Source organism: Hwanghaeella sp. LZ110 (assembly GCF_048892525.1).
Taxonomy (GTDB): Bacteria; Pseudomonadota; Alphaproteobacteria; order UBA8366; family Aestuariispiraceae; genus Pacificispira.
The window spans coordinates 253,749-272,073 of sequence record NZ_JBLZHT010000005.1; the positions used below are offsets into that span (position 1 = coordinate 253,749).

The following is an 18,325-nucleotide window of genomic DNA, read 5'->3' on the forward strand; positions in this document are numbered from 1 at the left end:
CAATGCGGACAATTACAGAAGCCCTGACCCATCATGTTCTGTTGACCGATGGATCTATCACCAGAGAGCTTAAGCTGCCGGAACTGGATCTGGACGCAGAGCGGGATTTCTTCGGGGCGGCCGAATGCCCGGAAGTGCTGAACCTGACGCGCTACAGCAAGGTTGTTGATGTGCATAAGGCCTTCTTGAAGGCCGGTGCAGATATCGTGCGGACCAACAGCCTGCGCGCAAACCCTCTTACCCTGCGTGCCTATGGTCTGGAAGATGAAGCCTTCATGATCAATTTCAAGGCTGCCGAAGCAGCCGCAGAAGCGGTCGACAGTGTGCCCGGTGAAGGCCGTCGCCGTTTTGTCATGGGTGTTGTGCGCGACGATGGCTGGGATATCCCTCCCGGTGACGTGGAAGCCGCCGCCAGCATTCAGGTTGAAGGGCTGATTGCCGGGGGAGCCGATGGCATTCTGTTGGACGTGTTACCCGGGGTTGGACGCATACAAGCCATGCTGGAAGGGGCTAACAAGGCTAGGGAAAAGCTGAACAGCCGCATCGCGATCCTGCTGCAACGGATTGAAGGTGGACCCCGCTTTGGTCCGCGCACTGTCGACAGCGCCGATGGCATTGTCCAATTCCGCCCCGGCGATGCCCGCCGCGCGGCCTGGCTGGACAGCGCCTTGCGCGATGGCACGGTCAATCTGATTGGCGGCGGGTCATTGCCGCAGCATACCGCTGCCCTGGACACATTGTTGCGGGATCGTGCGGAGGATGGCTTCCGTCCGGTACTGGGTTGGGTCCGTGACGAACGTGTGGTCGATGATCTGGAACCTGTATCCAGTTGGACCCGTTTCCCTGACCCTGTCGAGGCACCGGAATCGGTGTCCGAAACAGCCTGACCGACCGCGTGAACGGGTCTTTAGACAGGACTTTGTTCACCGAAAACCAAGAACGGCGCGATTCCGACGTTAATAGACGCGGGCGCGCTGTTCCCTTGCGCTCGCTCGGTTAACTTTCGTCCATCTGACGACGGACAATAATCCTGTCGTGCTGACCCGATGTCGCGCCTGACATTGTGGAGACGACATCGTATCAAGGAATTTGCTCAATGACCCGGACTGTTCTCGAATCCAAGACCAAAACCCACATTATCGGGTTTGACCGCCCCTTCACCGTAATCGGGGAACGTATCAATCCAACCGGCCGCAAAAAGCTGGCAGCGGAAATGAAGGAATACAATTTCGAGACAGTCACGGCAGACGCGCTGGCACAGGCTGCTGCGGGAGCCCATATGCTGGACGTCAACGCAGGCATTCCACTGGCCAACGAGCCCGACATTCTGGCAAAAACCATCAAGCTGGTGCAAAGCCTGGTTGATATTCCCCTGTGCATCGACAGTTCTATTGTAGAAGCCCTGGAACAAGGCCTGGCCGCCTATGAAGGCCGCCCGCTGCTGAACTCTGTGACCGGGGAAGAAGAGCGCCTGGAAGTCGTGCTGCCGCTGGTAAAGAAATATGGCTGTGCCGTGGTTGGCATTTCCAACGACGAAACCGGTATTTCCGAAGATCCGGACGTTCGTTTCCAGGTTGCCAAAAAGATCGTCGAACACGCCGCGGATTATGGTATTCCCGCCCATGACGTTGTGATCGATCCCCTGGTGATGCCAATCGGTGCCCTGGGCAATGCCGGTGTGGGCGCCTTGAACCTGATCCGTCGCCTGCATGATGAATTGAAGGTCAACACGACCTGTGGCGCATCAAACATGAGTTTTGGTTTGCCAAATCGGCATTCATTGAACGGTGCATTCCTGTCCATGGCGGTTGGGGCCGGCATGACCAGCGCCATCATGAACCCGCTGCACGAGCCGGAAATGCACGCAATTTGGGGCGCAGATGTGATCGCCGGTCACGACAAGGATTGCGCCGCCTGGATCAAGCGCTTCCGCGAGGCCGCCCCGGAAGGTGAAGCACAAGGAGCCCGTGGGGGTCGCAGCACGCGCCGCCGCCGTTCTGCCTGACGCCAACCCTTCGTTCCGCTGTTGTAAACAAAAAAGAGTACCTTATGGCTGACGCCGACCCGACCAAGACTGATACACAATCCACTGCCCCCGAAGGGAAAACCGCCCATGTGGTTTTCACCCCTTCGGGCCGCAGTGGTGATTTTGCGATTGGAACCCCCATCCTTCAGGCGGCCCGACATCTGGGCGTCGATCTGGATTCTGTCTGTGGCGGTCGTGGCATTTGCGGGCGATGCCAAATCACCCCTTCGGTCGGGGATTTTTCCAAGTTTCAGATCAAAAGCAAGGCGGAAAACATCTCCCCCATGAATGCGGTGGAGGAACGCTATCGAAGCAAACGCAGCATGAAGGCGGATCGCAGGCTGGGCTGTTCCAGCACGATCCAGGGTGACCTGGTGATCGACATACCCGCCGACAGCCAGGTCCATAAACAGGTTGTGCGCAAACGCGCTGAGGTCCGGAGTATTGAAATCAATCCGGTCGTGCGTCTGCATTATGTCGAGGTTGAAGAACCCGACATGCACCATCCGTCTGGAGATCTGGAGCGGCTGGAACAGGCCCTGTATGAACAATGGGGACTGACCGTCGATCACGCCGACCTGTCCGTCATTCAGATTTTGCAGAAGGCATTGCGCAAGGGCGAGTGGAAGATCACCGCCGCCGTCCGGAATGAACATGAATTGATTTATGTCTGGCCGGGTTTCCACGACAAGATCTTTGGCTGTGCGATTGACGTCGGATCCACCACGATGTCGGTGCATTTGACCAATCTGCAAACCGGTGATGTCGTTACCTCTGTTGGCGCAATGAACCCGCAGATCCGCTTTGGCGAAGACCTGATGAGCCGGGTCAGCTATGTCATGATGAATCCGGGCGGAGAGGTCGAAATGACCAAGGCCGTCCGCGAAAGCTTGGGATATCTGATCGGTCAGGCTGCGGTTGAGGCAAAAGTACATCCCAGCGAGATTCTGGAACTTGTCATGGTTGGAAACCCAATCATGCACCATCTGTTGCTGGGTATTGATCCGACCGAGTTGGGCTGGGCGCCTTTCGCCCTGGCGACCAATCAATCGTTAGAAGTCCTGGCCAGCGAATTGGACTTGAAGGGTAAGACTAATCCAGGCGCGCGGGTCTATTTCCTGCCCTGTGTTGCTGGCCATGTCGGGGCCGATGCCGCCGGTGTCGCCCTGGCAGAAGGCCCGCAATTGCGCGAAGAGGTCACTTTGGTCGTTGATGTTGGGACCAATGCGGAAATCATTCTGGGCAATAAGGACCGGTTGCTGGCCTGTTCCAGCCCGACAGGCCCGGCCCTGGAAGGCGCACAGATTTCCTCTGGCCAGCGCGCGGCACCAGGCGCAATCGAACGGGTGCGCATTGACCCGGAAACGCTAGAGCCGCGCTTTAAGGTGATCGGCTCAGATCTGTGGTCCAATGAGGCAGGCTTTGCCGAAGCGTCGAAAAAGACCGGTGTCACAGGCATCTGTGGATCAGGCATTATAGAAGTCCTGGCGGAAATGTTCCTGGCCGGGCTGATCACCGAAGACGGCATTATTGATGGCGGCACCGCGTCGCGCACCGACCGTATTCTGGGGGAAGGCCGCACCTTCTCCTATATCCTGCATCGCGGGGAGCCGGAAATCCGTGTAACCCAGGCCGATGTGCGCGCCATTCAATTGGCAAAAGGGGCGCTGTATGCCGGCGCGCAATTGCTGATCGACAAATTGGGCAAGCCCGTGGAACGCATCGTTCTGGCCGGTGCCTTTGGCAGCCATATCGATGCAAAATACGCCATGGTTCTGGGTCTTATACCGGACTGTCCGCTGGATATGGTCGCCTCTGTCGGGAATGCGGCTGGAACCGGGGCGCGTATTGCCCTGTTGAACCGCCATTCCCGTGAGGAGATCAAGCAGATCGTGTCGGGAATTGAGAAAATCGAAACCGCCGTCGAACCGCGCTTTCAGGAGCATTTCGTCGGTGCGATGGCCTTCCCGCATAAGACAGCGCCCTTTCCGAATCTGGAAAAGGTCATCACGCTGCCACCAAAGAAATCTGCCCACTCGTCCAATGACGATGGCGAAACAGGTGGCCGTCGCCGGAGACGCCGTGGCTAGCGGCATACAGATACACTAAACGCAGGAAAGAGCGCGCCATGTCGGAGACCATCACCATGACTGAGGTTGATCAGATCGTAAACTTCATGAGCACCTGCACGCTGGAGGTAACGCCAGGAGGGGCCGCGAAGATTGATGATTTCCGCGCCGTCCTGCGCCCGGATCAGATCGTCTATGTAACCTTCCTGCCAGGATCAGACTTCCGCGATACTGTGGTCACGGTCAAAAAGCTGAAAGAACAGGGCATGCGCCCGGTTCCCCATTTCGCCGCCCGCTCCATCCCCACGAAAGCATTCTTTGAAGAAAACCTGAAGATGCTGACGGAAGAAACCGGTGTCGAAGAAGCCCTGCTGATCGGCGGCGGCGTCGACAACCCTGTCGGGGAATTCAGCGAATCCATGGAAATCCTGCGACTGGGCCTGTTTGAGAAATATGGCATCACGCATCTGGGAATTGCCGGTCATCCGGAAGGCAGCCCAGACATTAAGCCCGCCGAAGTCATCCGCGCCCTGCTGGACAAGAACGCCTATGCCGCCCAAAGCCCGATTGATTTCTATATCGCGACACAATTCTGTTTTGAGGCAGAACCGCTGATTCAATGGGACCGGCAGATCCGCGCAGAGGGCAACACATTGCCGATCCATATCGGCATTCCAGGATTGGCGACGATCAAGACCCTGATGAAACATGCCCAAGCCTGCGGCATCGGCAATTCCATGCGCTTCATCGCCAAACAAGCCCGAAATGTCGCCAAACTGATGAGCGTCAGCGAACCCGACAAACTGGTCCGCGATCTGGCCCTATACAAGGCAACCGATCCCAATTGCGGCATCATCCAGGCCCATCTGTATCCCCTGGGCGGCCTGAAGAAATCCTCTGCCTGGCTGTATGCCATTCAAGATGGCAAGATTGAACTGACCAAAAAGGGTGGATTCAAGACAGACTACGCGGTGGAATAAGCCAACCCGTTTTATCTGCATTCATAGTACTTTGGGGGTGTCCGGTCGCGATGGAAGACTCGATCCTCGCACAATGGAACAATGCCCTGGGCCGTGCTATTGTCGCTCTGGGAACGCCAGACTTTGGTCCGCGCCTGACCCAGGCGATCCGCGCTCTGGTTCCCTTTGATAACGTCATGCTGTTTGTCTATCGCGGGGAAGAGAGACCCCTGGCGGCGTATACCGATGTCGCCTCCTCAGATGAGGCATTGATCATCATGGGAGGCTATATCACCGGCCCCTATCTGTTGGATCCGTATTTTACTGAAGTTCTGAGCGGGCGGGTGACTGGTCTGGCGCGACTGTCCGACATCGCGCCAGACCGGTTCTTTGAGACCGAATATTTCAAACGACACTACATCCGAACCGGGATCATTGACGAAGTTGGCTTCTTCATGGGGTTGCCAGACGGTGTGACAGCAGTCCTGAGCATCACGAAACGGGGCACGGCCCAGCGCTTCACGCCTGAGGACCTGGCGCTGTTGAATGATATCGCCCCCGCTGTCAGCGCCTTGGGTGCCCATAACTGGATGCCGCTGTACAAGGAATTTGAAACACGACGGAATGGCGAAAACAGACCTGGGCTTGACCCGGTGCATCCGATCGAAGCCGCGATGAACGCAGTTGGCCAGGATGTCTTAAGCCGGCGCGAGTCAGAGGTCGTGGCCTTTATCCTGCGCGGTCACTCCACCGACTCCATCGCGCTGCATTTGGGCATCAGCCCCGGTACCGTTAAAATCCACCGCAAGAATGCCTATAGCAAGCTGGCGATATCCTCTCAGGCGGAACTGTTCACGCTATTGCTGGACCGGTTGCGAATCCTGGTGCCGCCTGCAGCCTAAAGCCCGTGATACTGCTTGAACCAGGTAACAAATTTCGGCAGGCCGACATCTATGGGGGTTGTCGGGGCATAGCCGAAATCATTGGCGATGGCGTCGATATCGGCATAGGTCTTTTGCACATCGCCCGGCTGCATCGGCTGGAAATCGATATCTGCCTTGATACCCAGCGCGGATTCCAGAACGGAGATCATCCGCATCAGGGGTTCTGAGCGGTTGTTGCCGATGTTATAGACGCGGTGGGCTGCCAATTGATTGCCCCGCACCGGCGGTCCGTCCAGCACGGCCATAACGCCAGCGACGATATCATCCACATAGGTGAAATCGCGCATCATATCGCCATTGTTGAAAACTGGGATCTTCTCCCCCCGCAGCATCTTCTCCACAAAGATCCAGGCGGCCATATCGGGTCGACCCCAGGGACCATAAACCGTAAAGAATCGCAGGCCCGTCATTGGGATATCATACAGGTGGCTGTAAGAATGGCTCATCAACTCGTCGGAGCGCTTGGTCGCGGCATACAATGAAACCGGCGTATCCGTGCGGTCATCGACGGAAAACGGCACCTTGGTATTGCCGCCATAGACAGAAGAGGAGGACGCATAGACCATATGCCGGAAGCCGTCGATGTTGCGCGCCAATTCCATCACATTCAAATGGCCCAGCAGATTTGATCGAACATAGGCATAGGGATTTTTCAGGGAGTACCGAACCCCCGCCTGAGCCGCCAGATTGACGATACGGTCAATCTTCAATGCCGGGTCATTCAATGCCAGAACATCATCCGTATCAGCGATGTCCAGCTTCTGGAACGTAAATCCCGGCTTGTCCGCCAAGGTTGCCAGCCGGGCCTGTTTGAGCGCCGGATCGTAATAATCATTCAGATCGTCGACACCAATGACTGTCTCTCCCCGCGCCAATAACTGTTGGGACAGGGTCATTCCGATGAAGCCAGCGGCACCCGTTACTAGCACGGTCATTGTGTCGTTCTTCCAAAAGAAAAGGGGTTTCAACTGTGGGCGTCGTATACCGGGTTACGCGCTTCGATGCACCCTGAAATTTAGATCAGGTATCAGACCCGACGCGACTGGCAACAGGACCGGACTGATTGACGTATTTTGCGCCTTCCTTGCGATCATAGGGATTAAGGGCTGGCGAGGTCAGAGGTTCAAAGCTGACGGCACAGACCCGCATGCCAGGTCTCAGCGCCAGCGCCACATTGCCCGCATTAAAAAATTCCAGCGTGATAACGCCATTCCAACCTGGCTCAAGCGTGTGGGCCGTGGCATGGACCATCAACCCGATGCGCGCCAGACTGGACCGACCATCCAGCCAGCCGACCAGATCATCTGGAATTTTGACCCGCTCCCGCGTGGCCCCCAGCGCGAAGGCCTTGGGCTGCAGGATAAAGGCATCGCCCTGTGGAACGGCATATTCGGTCATCGGGTCCTTGTCCCCTAACCCCTTGCCGCCCAATCCTTTATCGACATCGATGACAGAGATCTGTTCATGCTTGAAATACAGGAAACGATCATCCAGCGTCAGGTCAATGGAAACCGGGCCGAACCGAACATTCTCAGACGGCTCTATCTCAATCGACTTATCAGCAATTCGTTGCAGGATATCCCGGTCGGATAACTTCATGATGCGTCCTCAATCCCCGTGTTTCATGCTTATTCTGTCCTTCATGCGCCGCGATTCGACAACAGCCCGCAAGGGAAAGCAAGACAGTTGAAAATTTAGGTCAGTAATGCTAACCTAAATCCAATCAAGAATAAAATATCTCACAGGACAGCAGTCTTGTGATGCATTCAGACCGGCCCCATACTCATCATAAAGAATGAGCATCCGGGCTCTTTATGGGAGAGGCTCACCATGGCCGAATTGGCAGATGTACAACTGGACGATAAATACACGCTGGAACAGGGTCGGGTCTTCCTGACCGGGACGCAGGCGCTGGTTCGCCTGCCGCTGATGCAGCGTTTACGAGACCAGGCTGCCGGACTTAACACGGGCTGTTTCATCTCCGGCTATCGCGGATCGCCCCTTGGCGGCTTTGACCAACAGCTGTGGCGGGCCCGGAAATTCTTGGAAAAGAGCAACATTCATTTCAAAGCGGGCGTGAACGAAGACCTGGCCGCAACCGCTGTCTGGGGCACGCAGCAGGTTGGCCTGTATCCCGGCGCGGAAGTCGATGGCGTGTTTTCCATCTGGTATGGCAAGGGGCCCGGCGTCGACCGATCAGGCGATGTTTTCCGCCATGCAAATCTGGCTGGGACCGCTGCCCATGGCGGCGTATTGGCCCTGGCGGGGGATGACCATACCTGCAAATCGTCAACCACCGCCCACCAGACTGAATATGCCTTCATGGACGCCATGATCCCCGTTCTGCACCCCGCCAATGTGCAAGAATTTCTGGATATGGGCCTGCATGGCTGGGCGATGTCGCGCTATGCCGGGGTCTGGGTCGCCTTCAAAACACTGGCTGATACGGTTGATACATCGGCATCCGTCTATGTCGACCCGCATCGCGTCCAGTGTAAAATCCCTGAAGATTTTGATATGCCGGAAGGCGGCCTGAACATTCGCGCCTCCATCCATCAACCGCTGCAGGAAGAAGAACTGCTGCATAAATATCGCCTATATGCCGCGCTGGCCTATGTGCGGGCAAATGGGCTGAACTATCAGGTCTGGCCCAGCAAGAACCGCCGCCTGGGTATCGTCACGACAGGCAAGAGCTATTTGGACGTGATGCAGGCCCTGGAAGACCTGCATATCGATGAGGCATTCGCCGAGAAGCTGGGGATCGTAATTTATAAGGTGGGTATGCCCTGGCCGCTGGAGCGCGAAGGCATTCGCCATTTCGCCGAAGGGCTGGAAGAAATTCTGGTTGTCGAAGAAAAGCGCGCCGTGATCGAAAACCAACTTAAAGAGCAACTTTATAACTGGCGCGAAGATGTGCGGCCCCGGGTGGTTGGTAAATTTAACGATCAGCGAGAATTGCAGCTTCCGTCATATGGGGAATTAACTCCTGCTGGAATCGCTCGCGTGCTGGTGGACCGCCTTAAGAAACTGCCCGGCGGCAATGCGACTGTAGATTCCAATGAGCATTTCAAAAATCGTTTAGGATTCTTAACCGCGAAAGAAAAATCCCTGTCGGAGACTAAGGGCGGTACCAAGCGCGTTCCTTATTTCTGCTCCGGTTGTCCCCATAATACCTCCACCAAGGTGCCAGAAGGCAGCCGTGCTTTAGCTGGGATTGGCTGTCACTACATGGCGCTGTGGATGGATCGCAATACCCAAAGCTTCACCCAGATGGGGGGCGAAGGCATGACCTGGATCGGTCAGGCCCCCTTCACCAGCGAAAAACACGTCTTCGTCAATCTTGGTGATGGGACCTATTTCCATTCCGGACTGCTGGCGATCCGCGCGGCGGTATCGTCTGGTGCCAATATCACTTACAAAATCCTGTTCAACGATGCCGTCGCCATGACCGGGGGCCAGCCCCATGATGGGCCCATCGATGTCCCAACCATGGCGCAACAGGTTGCCTCAGAAAAAATCGCGCGCCTGGCTGTCGTCTCTGACGAGCCGGAGAAATATGGCACCACGCCTGGCTACTTCCCGCCGGGCACAACGGTGCATCACCGCAGCGAATTGACCACCCTGCAAAAGGAATTCCGTGAAACCCCCGGATGCACAGTGATCATCTATGACCAGACCTGTGCCGCAGAAAAGCGCCGTCGCCGCAAGCGCGGCCTGTATCCTGATCCCGCCAAACGCGCCTTTATCAACGAGGCCGTATGCGAAGGCTGTGGCGATTGCTCCGTAAAATCCAACTGCCTGTCGGTGGTGCCGAAGGAAACCGAATTCGGCCGCAAACGAGAGATCGACCAGTCCAGTTGCAACAAAGACTATTCTTGTGTCGATGGCTTCTGCCCCTCCTTCGTGACCGTGCATGGTGGCAGCTTGCGAAAGGGCAAGGGGGCCGATGCTGGATCAGCCCAGGCAGCCGGTGTTGCCGATGTGTTTGAGGCCTTACCCGAACCCACCATCCGTCCCCTGACAGATAAACCCTGGGACATCCTGCTGACCGGTGTTGGCGGCACAGGGGTTGTGACCATTGGGGCCCTGCTGGGCATGGCCGCGCATTTAGAAGGGGCCGGCTGTTCCGTGTTGGATATGGCGGGCCTGGCGCAGAAGGGTGGCCCGGTCACCAGCCATATCCGACTGGCGAAATCCCCGGAAGACATCAAGGCCGTCCGCATTGCCGCGGGGGGTGCTGATTTGATCCTGGGCTGTGATATCGTTGTCGCCTCTGGCGCTGATGCGATGGCAAAGGCTGAACGCGGATCAACTGTGGCCGTCGTGAATACCCAAGCCTCCATCACCGGGGATTTCACCCGCAATCCCGACTGGCAATTCCCGGCCAGCGAGATGGAACAGATCATCCGCGATAATCTGGGCGCAGACGCGTCCCATTTCCTGCCAGGCACAAAGGTTGCTGAGGCTTTGATGGGCGACAGTATCGCAACCAATCCCTTCATGCTGGGCGTTGCCTTCCAGATGGGGTTGATCCCGGTCTCCCGTGCGGCACTGGAAAAGGCGATTGAGTTGAATGGTATCGCCGTGAAAGCGAATATGCGGGCCTTCCTTTGGGGCCGTCGCATGGCCCACGACCCGAAAGCGGTTTTGAAAATGGTGGATAAGGCAGAGGCCTCCACCGCCGCGCCGAAGCAGGATGACTCCATCGCCACCAGTCTGGAAGACATCGTTGCCAAGCGCATCGCCGCCTTGAAGGATTATCAGAATGACAGCCTGGCCCGGCGCTATAAGGACCTGGTTGATAAAGTCGTGACGGCAGAAGGCCGCGTTGGTCGGGCCGATGGCAGCCTGGCGATAGCGGTGGCGCGCTATTATTATAAACTGCTGGCGATCAAGGATGAATATGAGGTCGCCCGCCTGTTTACCAATGGCAAATTCATGAAATCCGTGCGGGAGCGGTTTGAAGGGGACTTTAAGCTGAAGTTCCACCTCGCCCCGCCGCTGTTTGCGGAACGGGACCCTAATACGGGCGAATTGAAAAAACGGGAATATGGCCCCTGGATGATGTCTGCCTTTGGCCTGTTGGCAAAGCTGAAGGGCTTGCGGGGGACCCCATTGGATATCTTCGGCTATAGTGAAGAGCGTAAAATGGAACGCCGCCTGATCACCGACTATGAAACCATGATCGGTGACATCATCGCCGGATTATCTGCGTCAAATTATGATACGGCGATTGAACTGGCGGAGATACCGGAACACATCCGCGGCTATGGTCATGTCAAGGAACGCCACGTGAAATTGGCAAAAGACACGGAAGCCAAACTGATGGCGCAATTCCGTGATCCCAGCAGTGCCCAGGCGCCGCAAGCTGCCGAATGACGGTGATCGTTAGAAAGGCCGTTCTGCCAGACGATCTGCCTGCGCTGATACGGTTTATGGGTCATCTGCATGATTTGGAACACGCCATCGATCCGGCCCGTCAAACGGCTGCCGATGGCGCGGACCCTCATATGCGCTATCAGATCCTGGATGCGCAACAGAATGACGGGCTAGTGGCACTGGCAGAGACACAGGGCGGCCTGCCTGTTGGGATGATGGTTTGTTCCGTTGAGACCTTTCCGGGAGAGTATCTGTATCCATCCGAAAGCCGGGTCGGCTATATCAATGATTTGTGGATCGAGCCGGATCATCGCGGTGGAACCGTGCTGGATGATATGATCGCAATGGCCGAGGCGCATTTCAAAGCCCTGGGACTGAAGATCCTTATGTTGAGCTATATGGTTGGAAATGATCGCGCCGGTGCAGCCTATGCAAAGCGAGGATTTCGACCCAATGAAGTTCAGATGAAGCGGGAAATTTCCTGACCGCTTGACGCTGCCCGGTCCTATCTATAGCAGACGTTGGTATCCAATCTTAAAACAGGAGCAGTCGATGTCCCGGATCGTCTATGTAAACGGCGAGTACCTCCCCGAAGAAGAAGCTAAAATCTCTGTCTTTGACCGTGGTTTTCTAATGGGTGATGGCGTTTACGAGGTTTCATCTGTGCTGGACGGGAAGTTGATCGACAATGCCGCCCATATCGCCCGACTGGAACGTTCCTTATCCGAACTTAAGATGGATTGGCCCTGTACCAAGGAAGAACTTCTGGAAATCCAGCGTGAAATCATCCGCCGCAATCAGGTGACGGAAGGGGCCGTCTATTGGCAGATCACGCGCGGCGCGGCGGATCGGGATTTCGTTTTTCCGAAGGGGGTAAAACCATCCCTGGTGATGTTCAGCCAGTCAAAGAAAATTGTAGATGTTCCCACCGCCAAGACGGGGATTTCGGTCATTACAGTGCCGGATATTCGCTGGCATCGCCGCGATATCAAAACCGTGCAATTGCTGGCCTCCAGCATGGCAAAGATGGCCGCCATCGACGCCGGTGCCAATGATGCCTGGCAGGTTGAAAATGGCTTTGTGACGGAAGGAAGTTCAAACAACGCCTTCATCGTTACCCAGGATGGAACCCTGATCACCCGCAATCTGTCCAATGACATTCTGCATGGCATTACCCGGCGCGTTATTCTGGACCTGGCGGAAAAGGAAAAGCTGACAGTTGAGATTCGCCCCTTCACACAGCAGGAAGCCTATGAGGCCACAGAGGCGTTCATCACATCTGCTTCCAGCTTTGTTATGCCAGTGGTAAAAATCGACGACCATAAGATTGGTACGGGCGTTCCGGGTCCAATCGCCCTTAAACTGCGCAAGATGTATATCGAGGCTGCGAAAGCAAGCGCCAGCTAGGCTAGGACGCTGGGCTGGGGGCCGGGGTGGGCGCTGGCGTAACCGGCGCGGTTCGGTTCTCCTCCCATGCCTTACGATAGGCCTTCGCGGCAGAGATCAAACGCGGATCCGGAGACGTCGCGCGCTTTCCATTATGGTCATGGCCTGTTGCACCGACCAACAGGGCGCGCTCTGAATAAATTGACGATATCGCCAGATAGGCCGAACTGAAACCCGATTTCGCAGCCCGGTCCAGGGACAGGATAAGTCGATCCCGATCCGGCCACCAATCCGGCAAGGTAACTGTCTTGCCCGCGCGGGCGGCATAGGCGATGCGCTGATCAACAGATTGTACCATTTCCAGATGAACCTGAATGATGGTTTCCATTGCGGGCCTGTAGCCTTCGGCCGCAGTATTCGACAACAGGCGATAACCCCGCTCCCGCACGCCCGGCTGTCCGTCAGGATCTTTCTCATACCCCAGGGAGGTCGTACCGAACCATAGGAAATAACCTACCGCATATCGTGTTTCCGGGCTGTCATCATGATGATTGGCGCGTTCGACTTCCAAGACACATTGATAGGCGCGCTGGCGCCATGCTTCCGGTGTCTCTCCAGCCAATTCAGGTGTAGACCATGCAAATTCCGGTGCGCCAGTATAACCCTGACGCAGTATATAGTTCCAAAACTGTTCGAAGTCGCCGTCATACAAGCGATTTAGGCGTTCGCCACATTGTGCGGGTTCAAACGGAGCCTCAAACACCGACTCCGAAACAGCCGGGCGCGCATACAAGACCAACGCCCCCACCAGAAACATTCCGGCGAGGATTACAGGCGCACGGTCCGCGCAAAATTGAGACAACGAATATTTCATCCTTTAAAGATTGGTCGAATCGGGATGAAAATCAAGAATCTCAACAAGATAAGATAAACATAGGCAAAAACCGAATCCTGCCAGAGACCTAAACCATTGATATTATTTCGTTATATTGAGTAAGGTTTCCGAATATAGATTCAAATACTGTTAAACTTTTTATTCTTTTTACCTATATTTTACTTAAATCTCATCGGAAAATAACCAAATGGCCTTGTCCTGCACCTTCACCCGGCGCAGTGCTATCATTCCGCCATACCGCCTTTTTCGACCAATTCTTTCAGGCGTGCCTCGTCAAATTCCGCTTCCAGCGCATCTGCAACCTTACGCGCCTCCGCTTCCAGATCATCTGATACTTCAACCGGGTCAGCCTTGCGCCATTCTGCCAGATAGTCGTCTGTGGACCGGGCACCGCCCCGCATGGCGGCACGATCAATCGCCTTTTCAAACCGTTCTGCCAGGACGATTTTCACCTGATCGCGACGGCCCTTTTTCGCGATCACCTGGGCAGGAATATCACGCCAATACACAACAATTAACTGGGCCATCTATACCATCCTTTATTGTTTAATCGGGGCATCATTTACGGATGCCATCATAAAATCCGCCAATTCTCCATAGCCGGTCCGGCGCATCTCAAACTTCAGAGACAGAGCCTGCGCCGCCTGGCGCGCCTTATCCTCCAGAATCGGATCCTCCGTCTGAGCCAGATACATCAGGCGTGTATAATTCGCAAACAACATGTCACGCATTTGTGGATACTTGCGCAGGCCCATCCCCTCCAGAATCAAAGTTTCAAAATGCCGCGCCAGATAGTCCGTCAGGTAAAACGTCCCCAATTCCGCATCTGCCATGGCATCGAAAGCATCGGCCCCGGCAAAGAAGGAATAACAATGAGGTCCAGGAATCCGGGTCGCCCCTTCCTGGCGGACAACATCGTCTAATTTGCCACCCGTTCCACAATCCGCATAGGCAACAAAGATCGCCTGATAATCATTGTGATGTTCCCGAATTTTCGCCCTCAGGAGGTCGGGTATCTTCTGCGGTGTATTATGCAATTTGGCGGGAAGACATGTGACGGCGACATGCCGCCAATCGTTCAGGCGGATAATATCCAGAATCTCCCGCGCCAGAGCGCCGCAGGCAATGATCAGAATATTGGCCTTTTCCAGACCATATTCCGGCGCCGCATCGGGCGCCGGAATATTTTGATCCAGTGTTTGATTCATCCGGTCCATTCCTTGCCCGTTCTGCCGCCAAAACGAATCAACAGTAACAGGCGTCCTAGGGGAGGCGGCTGATGAATCTACTGATTGTTCTTGCGAACCATCACTTCCTTTGCCGTCTCCACCGCCACGGCGGCATCCCGGCAATAGGAATCAGCGCCAATTTCCCGCGCGAATTCTTCATTCAAGGGCGCCCCGCCGACGAGGATTTTGTAATCGTCGCGAATGCCCTGTTCCTTCATCGTATCAATCACGACCTTCATATAGGGCATCGTCGTGGTCAACAGGGCGGACATGCCCAGAATGTCGGGCTTATGCTCTTCCAGGGCAGCGAGGTATTTTTCGACTGGATTGTTGATACCCAAATCGATCACTTCAAAGCCCGCACCTTCCATCATCATCGACACAAGGTTCTTGCCGATATCATGAATATCGCCCTTCACCGTGCCAATCACCATTTTACCCTGCGGAGGAGCGCCTGTTTCCGCCAATAAGGGGCGCAGGATATTCATCCCGGCCTTCATGGAATTGGCCGCCATCAGCACTTCTGGTACGAACAGGATACCATCGCGGAAATCAATCCCAACAATCCGCATCCCTTCGACCAAAGCCTCGGTCAGGATCTTATAAGGTGCCCATCCGCGTTCCAGCAGGATGTTTGTTGCGTCTGTGATTTCATCCGCAAGACCATCATACAAATCGTCCCACATCTGCTCGACCAATTCCTGATCGTCCAGAGAACGAAGATCTAGATCCCCATCATCGGCCATTTTGATCTATCCCTTTTAAGGCAAATGGGGCGAATTTCGTCTCGCCCCATTACTGGTTTTCATTCGCCATACGCTAAATCCAGCCAGATTCCAGGCTCACACCCGCGCGACAAGATTTATCCTTGCGACGACAATACAAAAAATGGACCGACCTGCCAACGCCACTGAACAAGATCGGTTGCTGAAATAGCGCCAAAATCCGTGTATTTGCGACGTTCGAGCCGGGGAATTAATCAGGGGGTTAATCAGGGGCGTCAATCAAGGGCGCAGACGCAATTGGCGATAGGCATCCGCCAGACGGGATGCTTCTTCCAGAGACGTCTTATCCATACCATCTGTCACATCTGGCAACAGACCTGCCGCTTTAGTATCCCCGTTTTCGGTTGCCAAAGTCAGCCATGCCCAGGCTTCTATCCGGTCTTGAGGGGTATTTGCGACGCCGCCCATATACAACAGCCCAAGCGCGCGCATGGCCGGCGTTACACCCCGAAAGGCCGCCTGTTCGTACCAACGAATTGCGCCTGAAACGTCCTTTGCAACTCCCTGACCTTCCGCCAGGAGGAGGGCAAGATTAAACTGTGCCTCCCCCAGACCCTGCTCTGCCGCCTGCCGATAGAGCGCAGCAGCAGCGGACAAATCTTTTTGCCCGCCCAAGCCTTCCTGATAATACAGTGCGCGCTTAAACTGGGCGGGGCCATGTCCCGCCGCAGCCGCACGTTCGAACCAGACTGCAGCCTGATCATAATCGGGCGAACCGGTCACAGCACCACGCTCAAACAAAATGGCCAGGCGGAATTGTGCGCCCGTATCCCCGGCGTCCGCCTTTGCGCGATATCGATCCACAATAAAGGTCGGCGCGACATCTTGCTGCGCTGTTTCAGATTGGGCGAAAGCCTGCCCGGATTGGAAGCCAATCATCGCCAAGGGCATGATCAGGCACAGGCCCAGTAAGCCTGCGGATATCGCCATTCTTTCCCCAAAACCAACCGCCATACTAAATTGCCCCCGTTGCAAGACGATGACCCTATGCGGATTCCAAGAATTCGTCGATACCGTATGAAACAAACAGTGTTGTCATTGTCCCACCTGTTTTCTTAATTCCCGGCGCATGATCTTGCCCGTCGTAGTCATGGGCAAACTGTCGACAAAAGCGACATGCCGTGGATATTCATGTGCCGCCAGACGGGTCTTCACAAAGGCCTGTATCTCTTCAATCAAAGAATCGCTTTGCACATACCCACTGCGCAATACGATAAATGCCTTAACGACCTCGGTGCGCAAAGGATCTGGTATCCCAACAGCGGCAGCCAGCGCAACGGCGGGATGGCGCATCAGGCAATCTTCTATTTCACCCGGACCGACACGATAGCCTGACGTGGTGATCACATCATCATTGCGCCCGATATAGCGAAAATATCCCTGATCATCCAAACTGCCGGTATCCCCGGTCAGCAACCAATCGCCTGCAAATTTCTCCGCCGTTGCCTTGGGATTGTCCCAATAACGCAGAAACATAACAGGGTCCGGGCTTCGAACCGCGATATTACCAACCTCTCCCACCGGCACCGGATTGCCCGAATCATCAACAATTCCGACATCATGTCCCGGCACGGCACGCCCCATATAGCCAGGACGCACCGGCATACAGGCCCCGCAATTGCCGATCACCAGATTACATTCTGTCTGACCATAGAATTCGTTGATTGTCAGATCGAACGTCTCGCGACCCCATTCCAGCAGTTCCGCCCCCAGCGTTTCACCCCCTGATCCAATGGAGCGTATTTTATAGCGGAACCGGTCTCGCGGCGTTTCAACCTGGCGCATCATCTTCAGGGCCGTCGGTGGCATAAAGGCATTGCGAATGCCAAACCGCGCCAGAATATGAAACGCTTCTTCCGGATCAAATTTACGCGCCCGATACGCCAATACGGGGATGCCGTGATGCAGACTGGGCAACAGCACATCGATCAGCCCCCCAATCCAGGCCCAATCCGCCGGAGTCCAGAAGCGATCTCCTTTCTGGGGAAAGAAATCATGGGGAAATTCAACGCCCGGCAGATGCCCCAGCAGGACACGGTGCGCATGCAAGGCCCCTTTGGGCTGACCGGTCGTACCAGAGGTAAAAATAATGATCGCCGGGTCATCCGCTGCCGTCTTGACCGGTGTGAACCGATCAGAGGCTCGGGCCAATGCATCATGAAAATCCACAGCCCCCGCCAAGGGGCCATCGATACAGAATATCACCCGCAATTCCGGCAACTGATCCCGGATTGCCAGAATTTTCGGCAAACCTGTTGCATCCGTGACCACAGCCCGCGCCCCACAACTGGCCAGGCGATATTCCAACGCCTCTTCCCCGAATAAGATAAACAGTGGTACCGCTATAAGCGCGGCCTTATAGGCGGCAATGTGCGAAACAGCCGTTTCTGGAGCTTGTGGCAGCAAGATACCGACACGATCTTCCCGCTTCAGGCCATGAGCGATCAGGACATTCGCAAAGCGGTTGCTGAGCCGGGATAAGTCCCCGAACGTGTATTCCCGCACCTGATCATCATAATCACGGAACAGAATCGCTAAATCATTTGGATTCTGCCGATCGGATATATCGACCCCGATGTTATAATACTGCGGGATTTGCCAAGAGAACTTAGCCACGACATCTTCATACCGTGTCGCTGAGCTCAGCATAGAA

Annotated in this window: 16 protein-coding genes; 8 read left to right on the forward strand and 8 right to left on the reverse strand. The window is 55.4% G+C overall.

Features of this window, described 5'->3' with window-relative positions; all coding sequences use genetic code 11:
* Positions 1–2: 2 nt before the first annotated feature.
* The 5 genes from ACOSDM_RS12410 to ACOSDM_RS12430 all read left to right on the forward strand — a co-directional run bounded on the left by ACOSDM_RS12410 (position 3) and on the right by ACOSDM_RS12430 (position 5,956).
* Positions 3–887, forward strand: a complete 885-nt coding sequence (locus ACOSDM_RS12410) for a homocysteine S-methyltransferase family protein (protein ID WP_420724850.1) — start codon at positions 3–5, stop codon at positions 885–887.
* Positions 888–1,096: 209 nt separating this feature from the next.
* Positions 1,097–2,005: a dihydropteroate synthase gene (locus ACOSDM_RS12415; RefSeq protein ID WP_420724851.1), complete on the forward strand. Its 909-nt coding sequence runs from the start codon at positions 1,097–1,099 to the stop codon at positions 2,003–2,005.
* A gap of 44 nt (positions 2,006–2,049) precedes the next feature.
* Positions 2,050–4,116 carry an ASKHA domain-containing protein gene (locus ACOSDM_RS12420; protein WP_420724852.1) on the forward strand — a complete coding sequence of 689 codons (2,067 nt, stop codon included), beginning with the start codon at positions 2,050–2,052 and terminating at the stop codon, positions 4,114–4,116.
* 38 nt (positions 4,117–4,154) lie between these two features.
* Complete coding sequence (locus ACOSDM_RS12425) at positions 4,155–5,075, forward strand: methylenetetrahydrofolate reductase (RefSeq protein WP_420724853.1); 921 nt, start codon at positions 4,155–4,157, stop codon at positions 5,073–5,075.
* A 50-nt stretch (positions 5,076–5,125) separates the two neighbouring features.
* Positions 5,126–5,956, forward strand: coding sequence for a LuxR C-terminal-related transcriptional regulator (locus ACOSDM_RS12430; RefSeq protein ID WP_420724854.1), 831 nt, complete (start codon positions 5,126–5,128; stop codon positions 5,954–5,956).
* Here the strand turns inward: ACOSDM_RS12430 and ACOSDM_RS12435 are convergent.
* Together ACOSDM_RS12435 and dcd are read right to left on the reverse strand one after the other, a co-directional pair.
* On the reverse strand, positions 5,953–6,933 hold the full coding sequence (locus ACOSDM_RS12435; protein WP_420724855.1) for an NAD-dependent epimerase/dehydratase family protein: 981 nt from the start codon (positions 6,931–6,933) through the stop codon (positions 5,953–5,955). The two genes, ACOSDM_RS12430 and ACOSDM_RS12435, sit on opposite strands and share 4 nt — an antisense overlap.
* Positions 6,934–7,018: 85 nt before the next feature.
* Positions 7,019–7,597 carry a dCTP deaminase gene (gene dcd / locus ACOSDM_RS12440; RefSeq protein WP_420724856.1) on the reverse strand — a complete coding sequence of 193 codons (579 nt, stop codon included), beginning with the start codon at positions 7,595–7,597 and terminating at the stop codon, positions 7,019–7,021.
* Between the two features lie 231 nt (positions 7,598–7,828).
* Here dcd and ACOSDM_RS12445 point away from each other — a divergent pair, with 231 nt between their 5' ends.
* From ACOSDM_RS12445 to ACOSDM_RS12455, 3 genes are all read left to right on the forward strand, one after another.
* Positions 7,829–11,377, forward strand: a complete 3,549-nt coding sequence (locus ACOSDM_RS12445; RefSeq protein WP_420724857.1) for an indolepyruvate ferredoxin oxidoreductase family protein — start codon at positions 7,829–7,831, stop codon at positions 11,375–11,377.
* Positions 11,374–11,862 (forward strand): GNAT family N-acetyltransferase, encoded by a 489-nt coding sequence (locus tag ACOSDM_RS12450; protein ID WP_420724858.1) that lies wholly within the window; start codon positions 11,374–11,376, stop codon positions 11,860–11,862. Before ACOSDM_RS12445 ends, ACOSDM_RS12450 begins: the two co-directional genes overlap by 4 nt.
* Positions 11,863–11,929: 67 nt before the next feature.
* Positions 11,930–12,784, forward strand: a complete 855-nt coding sequence (locus ACOSDM_RS12455; RefSeq protein ID WP_420724859.1) for a D-amino-acid transaminase — start codon at positions 11,930–11,932, stop codon at positions 12,782–12,784.
* A 1-nt stretch (position 12,785) separates the two neighbouring features.
* Here ACOSDM_RS12455 and ACOSDM_RS12460 read toward each other — a convergent pair whose 3' ends face one another.
* From ACOSDM_RS12460 to ACOSDM_RS12485, 6 genes are all read right to left on the reverse strand, one after another.
* Positions 12,786–13,625: a hypothetical protein gene (locus ACOSDM_RS12460; RefSeq protein WP_420724860.1), complete on the reverse strand. Its 840-nt coding sequence runs from the start codon at positions 13,623–13,625 to the stop codon at positions 12,786–12,788.
* 257 nt (positions 13,626–13,882) lie between these two features.
* Positions 13,883–14,185, reverse strand: coding sequence for a virulence factor (locus tag ACOSDM_RS12465; protein ID WP_420724861.1), 303 nt, complete (start codon positions 14,183–14,185; stop codon positions 13,883–13,885).
* 12 nt (positions 14,186–14,197) lie between these two features.
* A complete protein-coding gene (locus tag ACOSDM_RS12470; protein ID WP_420724862.1) occupies positions 14,198–14,866 on the reverse strand; it encodes a DUF1638 domain-containing protein in 669 nt (222 codons plus the stop codon).
* A gap of 77 nt (positions 14,867–14,943) precedes the next feature.
* Positions 14,944–15,633, reverse strand: a complete 690-nt coding sequence (locus ACOSDM_RS12475; protein ID WP_420724863.1) for a corrinoid protein — start codon at positions 15,631–15,633, stop codon at positions 14,944–14,946.
* A gap of 258 nt (positions 15,634–15,891) precedes the next feature.
* Positions 15,892–16,626 carry a tetratricopeptide repeat protein gene (locus ACOSDM_RS12480; RefSeq protein WP_420724864.1) on the reverse strand — a complete coding sequence of 245 codons (735 nt, stop codon included), beginning with the start codon at positions 16,624–16,626 and terminating at the stop codon, positions 15,892–15,894.
* 81 nt (positions 16,627–16,707) lie between these two features.
* Positions 16,708–18,321 carry an acyl-CoA synthetase gene (locus ACOSDM_RS12485; RefSeq protein ID WP_420724865.1) on the reverse strand — a complete coding sequence of 538 codons (1,614 nt, stop codon included), beginning with the start codon at positions 18,319–18,321 and terminating at the stop codon, positions 16,708–16,710.
* Between the last annotated feature and the right edge of the window lie 4 nt (positions 18,322–18,325).

What these genes read in the sequence shown, in the direction of transcription:
- ACOSDM_RS12410 (WP_420724850.1), top strand. Translation starts at nt 3, where the DNA reads ATGCGGACAATTACAGAAGCCCTGACCCATCATGTTCTGTTGACCGAT.
- ACOSDM_RS12415 (WP_420724851.1), top strand. Translation starts at nt 1,097, where the DNA reads ATGACCCGGACTGTTCTCGAATCCAAGACCAAAACCCACATTATCGGG.
- ACOSDM_RS12420 (WP_420724852.1), top strand. Translation starts at nt 2,050, where the DNA reads ATGGCTGACGCCGACCCGACCAAGACTGATACACAATCCACTGCCCCC.
- ACOSDM_RS12425 (WP_420724853.1), top strand. Translation starts at nt 4,155, where the DNA reads ATGTCGGAGACCATCACCATGACTGAGGTTGATCAGATCGTAAACTTC.
- ACOSDM_RS12430 (WP_420724854.1), top strand. Translation starts at nt 5,126, where the DNA reads ATGGAAGACTCGATCCTCGCACAATGGAACAATGCCCTGGGCCGTGCT.
- ACOSDM_RS12435 (WP_420724855.1), bottom strand. Translation starts at nt 6,933, where the DNA reads ATGACCGTGCTAGTAACGGGTGCCGCTGGCTTCATCGGAATGACCCTG.
- dcd (WP_420724856.1), bottom strand. Translation starts at nt 7,597, where the DNA reads ATGAAGTTATCCGACCGGGATATCCTGCAACGAATTGCTGATAAGTCG.
- ACOSDM_RS12445 (WP_420724857.1), top strand. Translation starts at nt 7,829, where the DNA reads ATGGCCGAATTGGCAGATGTACAACTGGACGATAAATACACGCTGGAA.
- ACOSDM_RS12450 (WP_420724858.1), top strand. Translation starts at nt 11,374, where the DNA reads ATGACGGTGATCGTTAGAAAGGCCGTTCTGCCAGACGATCTGCCTGCG.
- ACOSDM_RS12455 (WP_420724859.1), top strand. Translation starts at nt 11,930, where the DNA reads ATGTCCCGGATCGTCTATGTAAACGGCGAGTACCTCCCCGAAGAAGAA.
- ACOSDM_RS12465 (WP_420724861.1), bottom strand. Translation starts at nt 14,185, where the DNA reads ATGGCCCAGTTAATTGTTGTGTATTGGCGTGATATTCCTGCCCAGGTG.
- ACOSDM_RS12470 (WP_420724862.1), bottom strand. Translation starts at nt 14,866, where the DNA reads ATGAATCAAACACTGGATCAAAATATTCCGGCGCCCGATGCGGCGCCG.
- ACOSDM_RS12475 (WP_420724863.1), bottom strand. Translation starts at nt 15,633, where the DNA reads ATGGCCGATGATGGGGATCTAGATCTTCGTTCTCTGGACGATCAGGAA.
- ACOSDM_RS12480 (WP_420724864.1), bottom strand. Translation starts at nt 16,626, where the DNA reads ATGGCGGTTGGTTTTGGGGAAAGAATGGCGATATCCGCAGGCTTACTG.
- ACOSDM_RS12485 (WP_420724865.1), bottom strand. Translation starts at nt 18,321, where the DNA reads ATGCTGAGCTCAGCGACACGGTATGAAGATGTCGTGGCTAAGTTCTCT.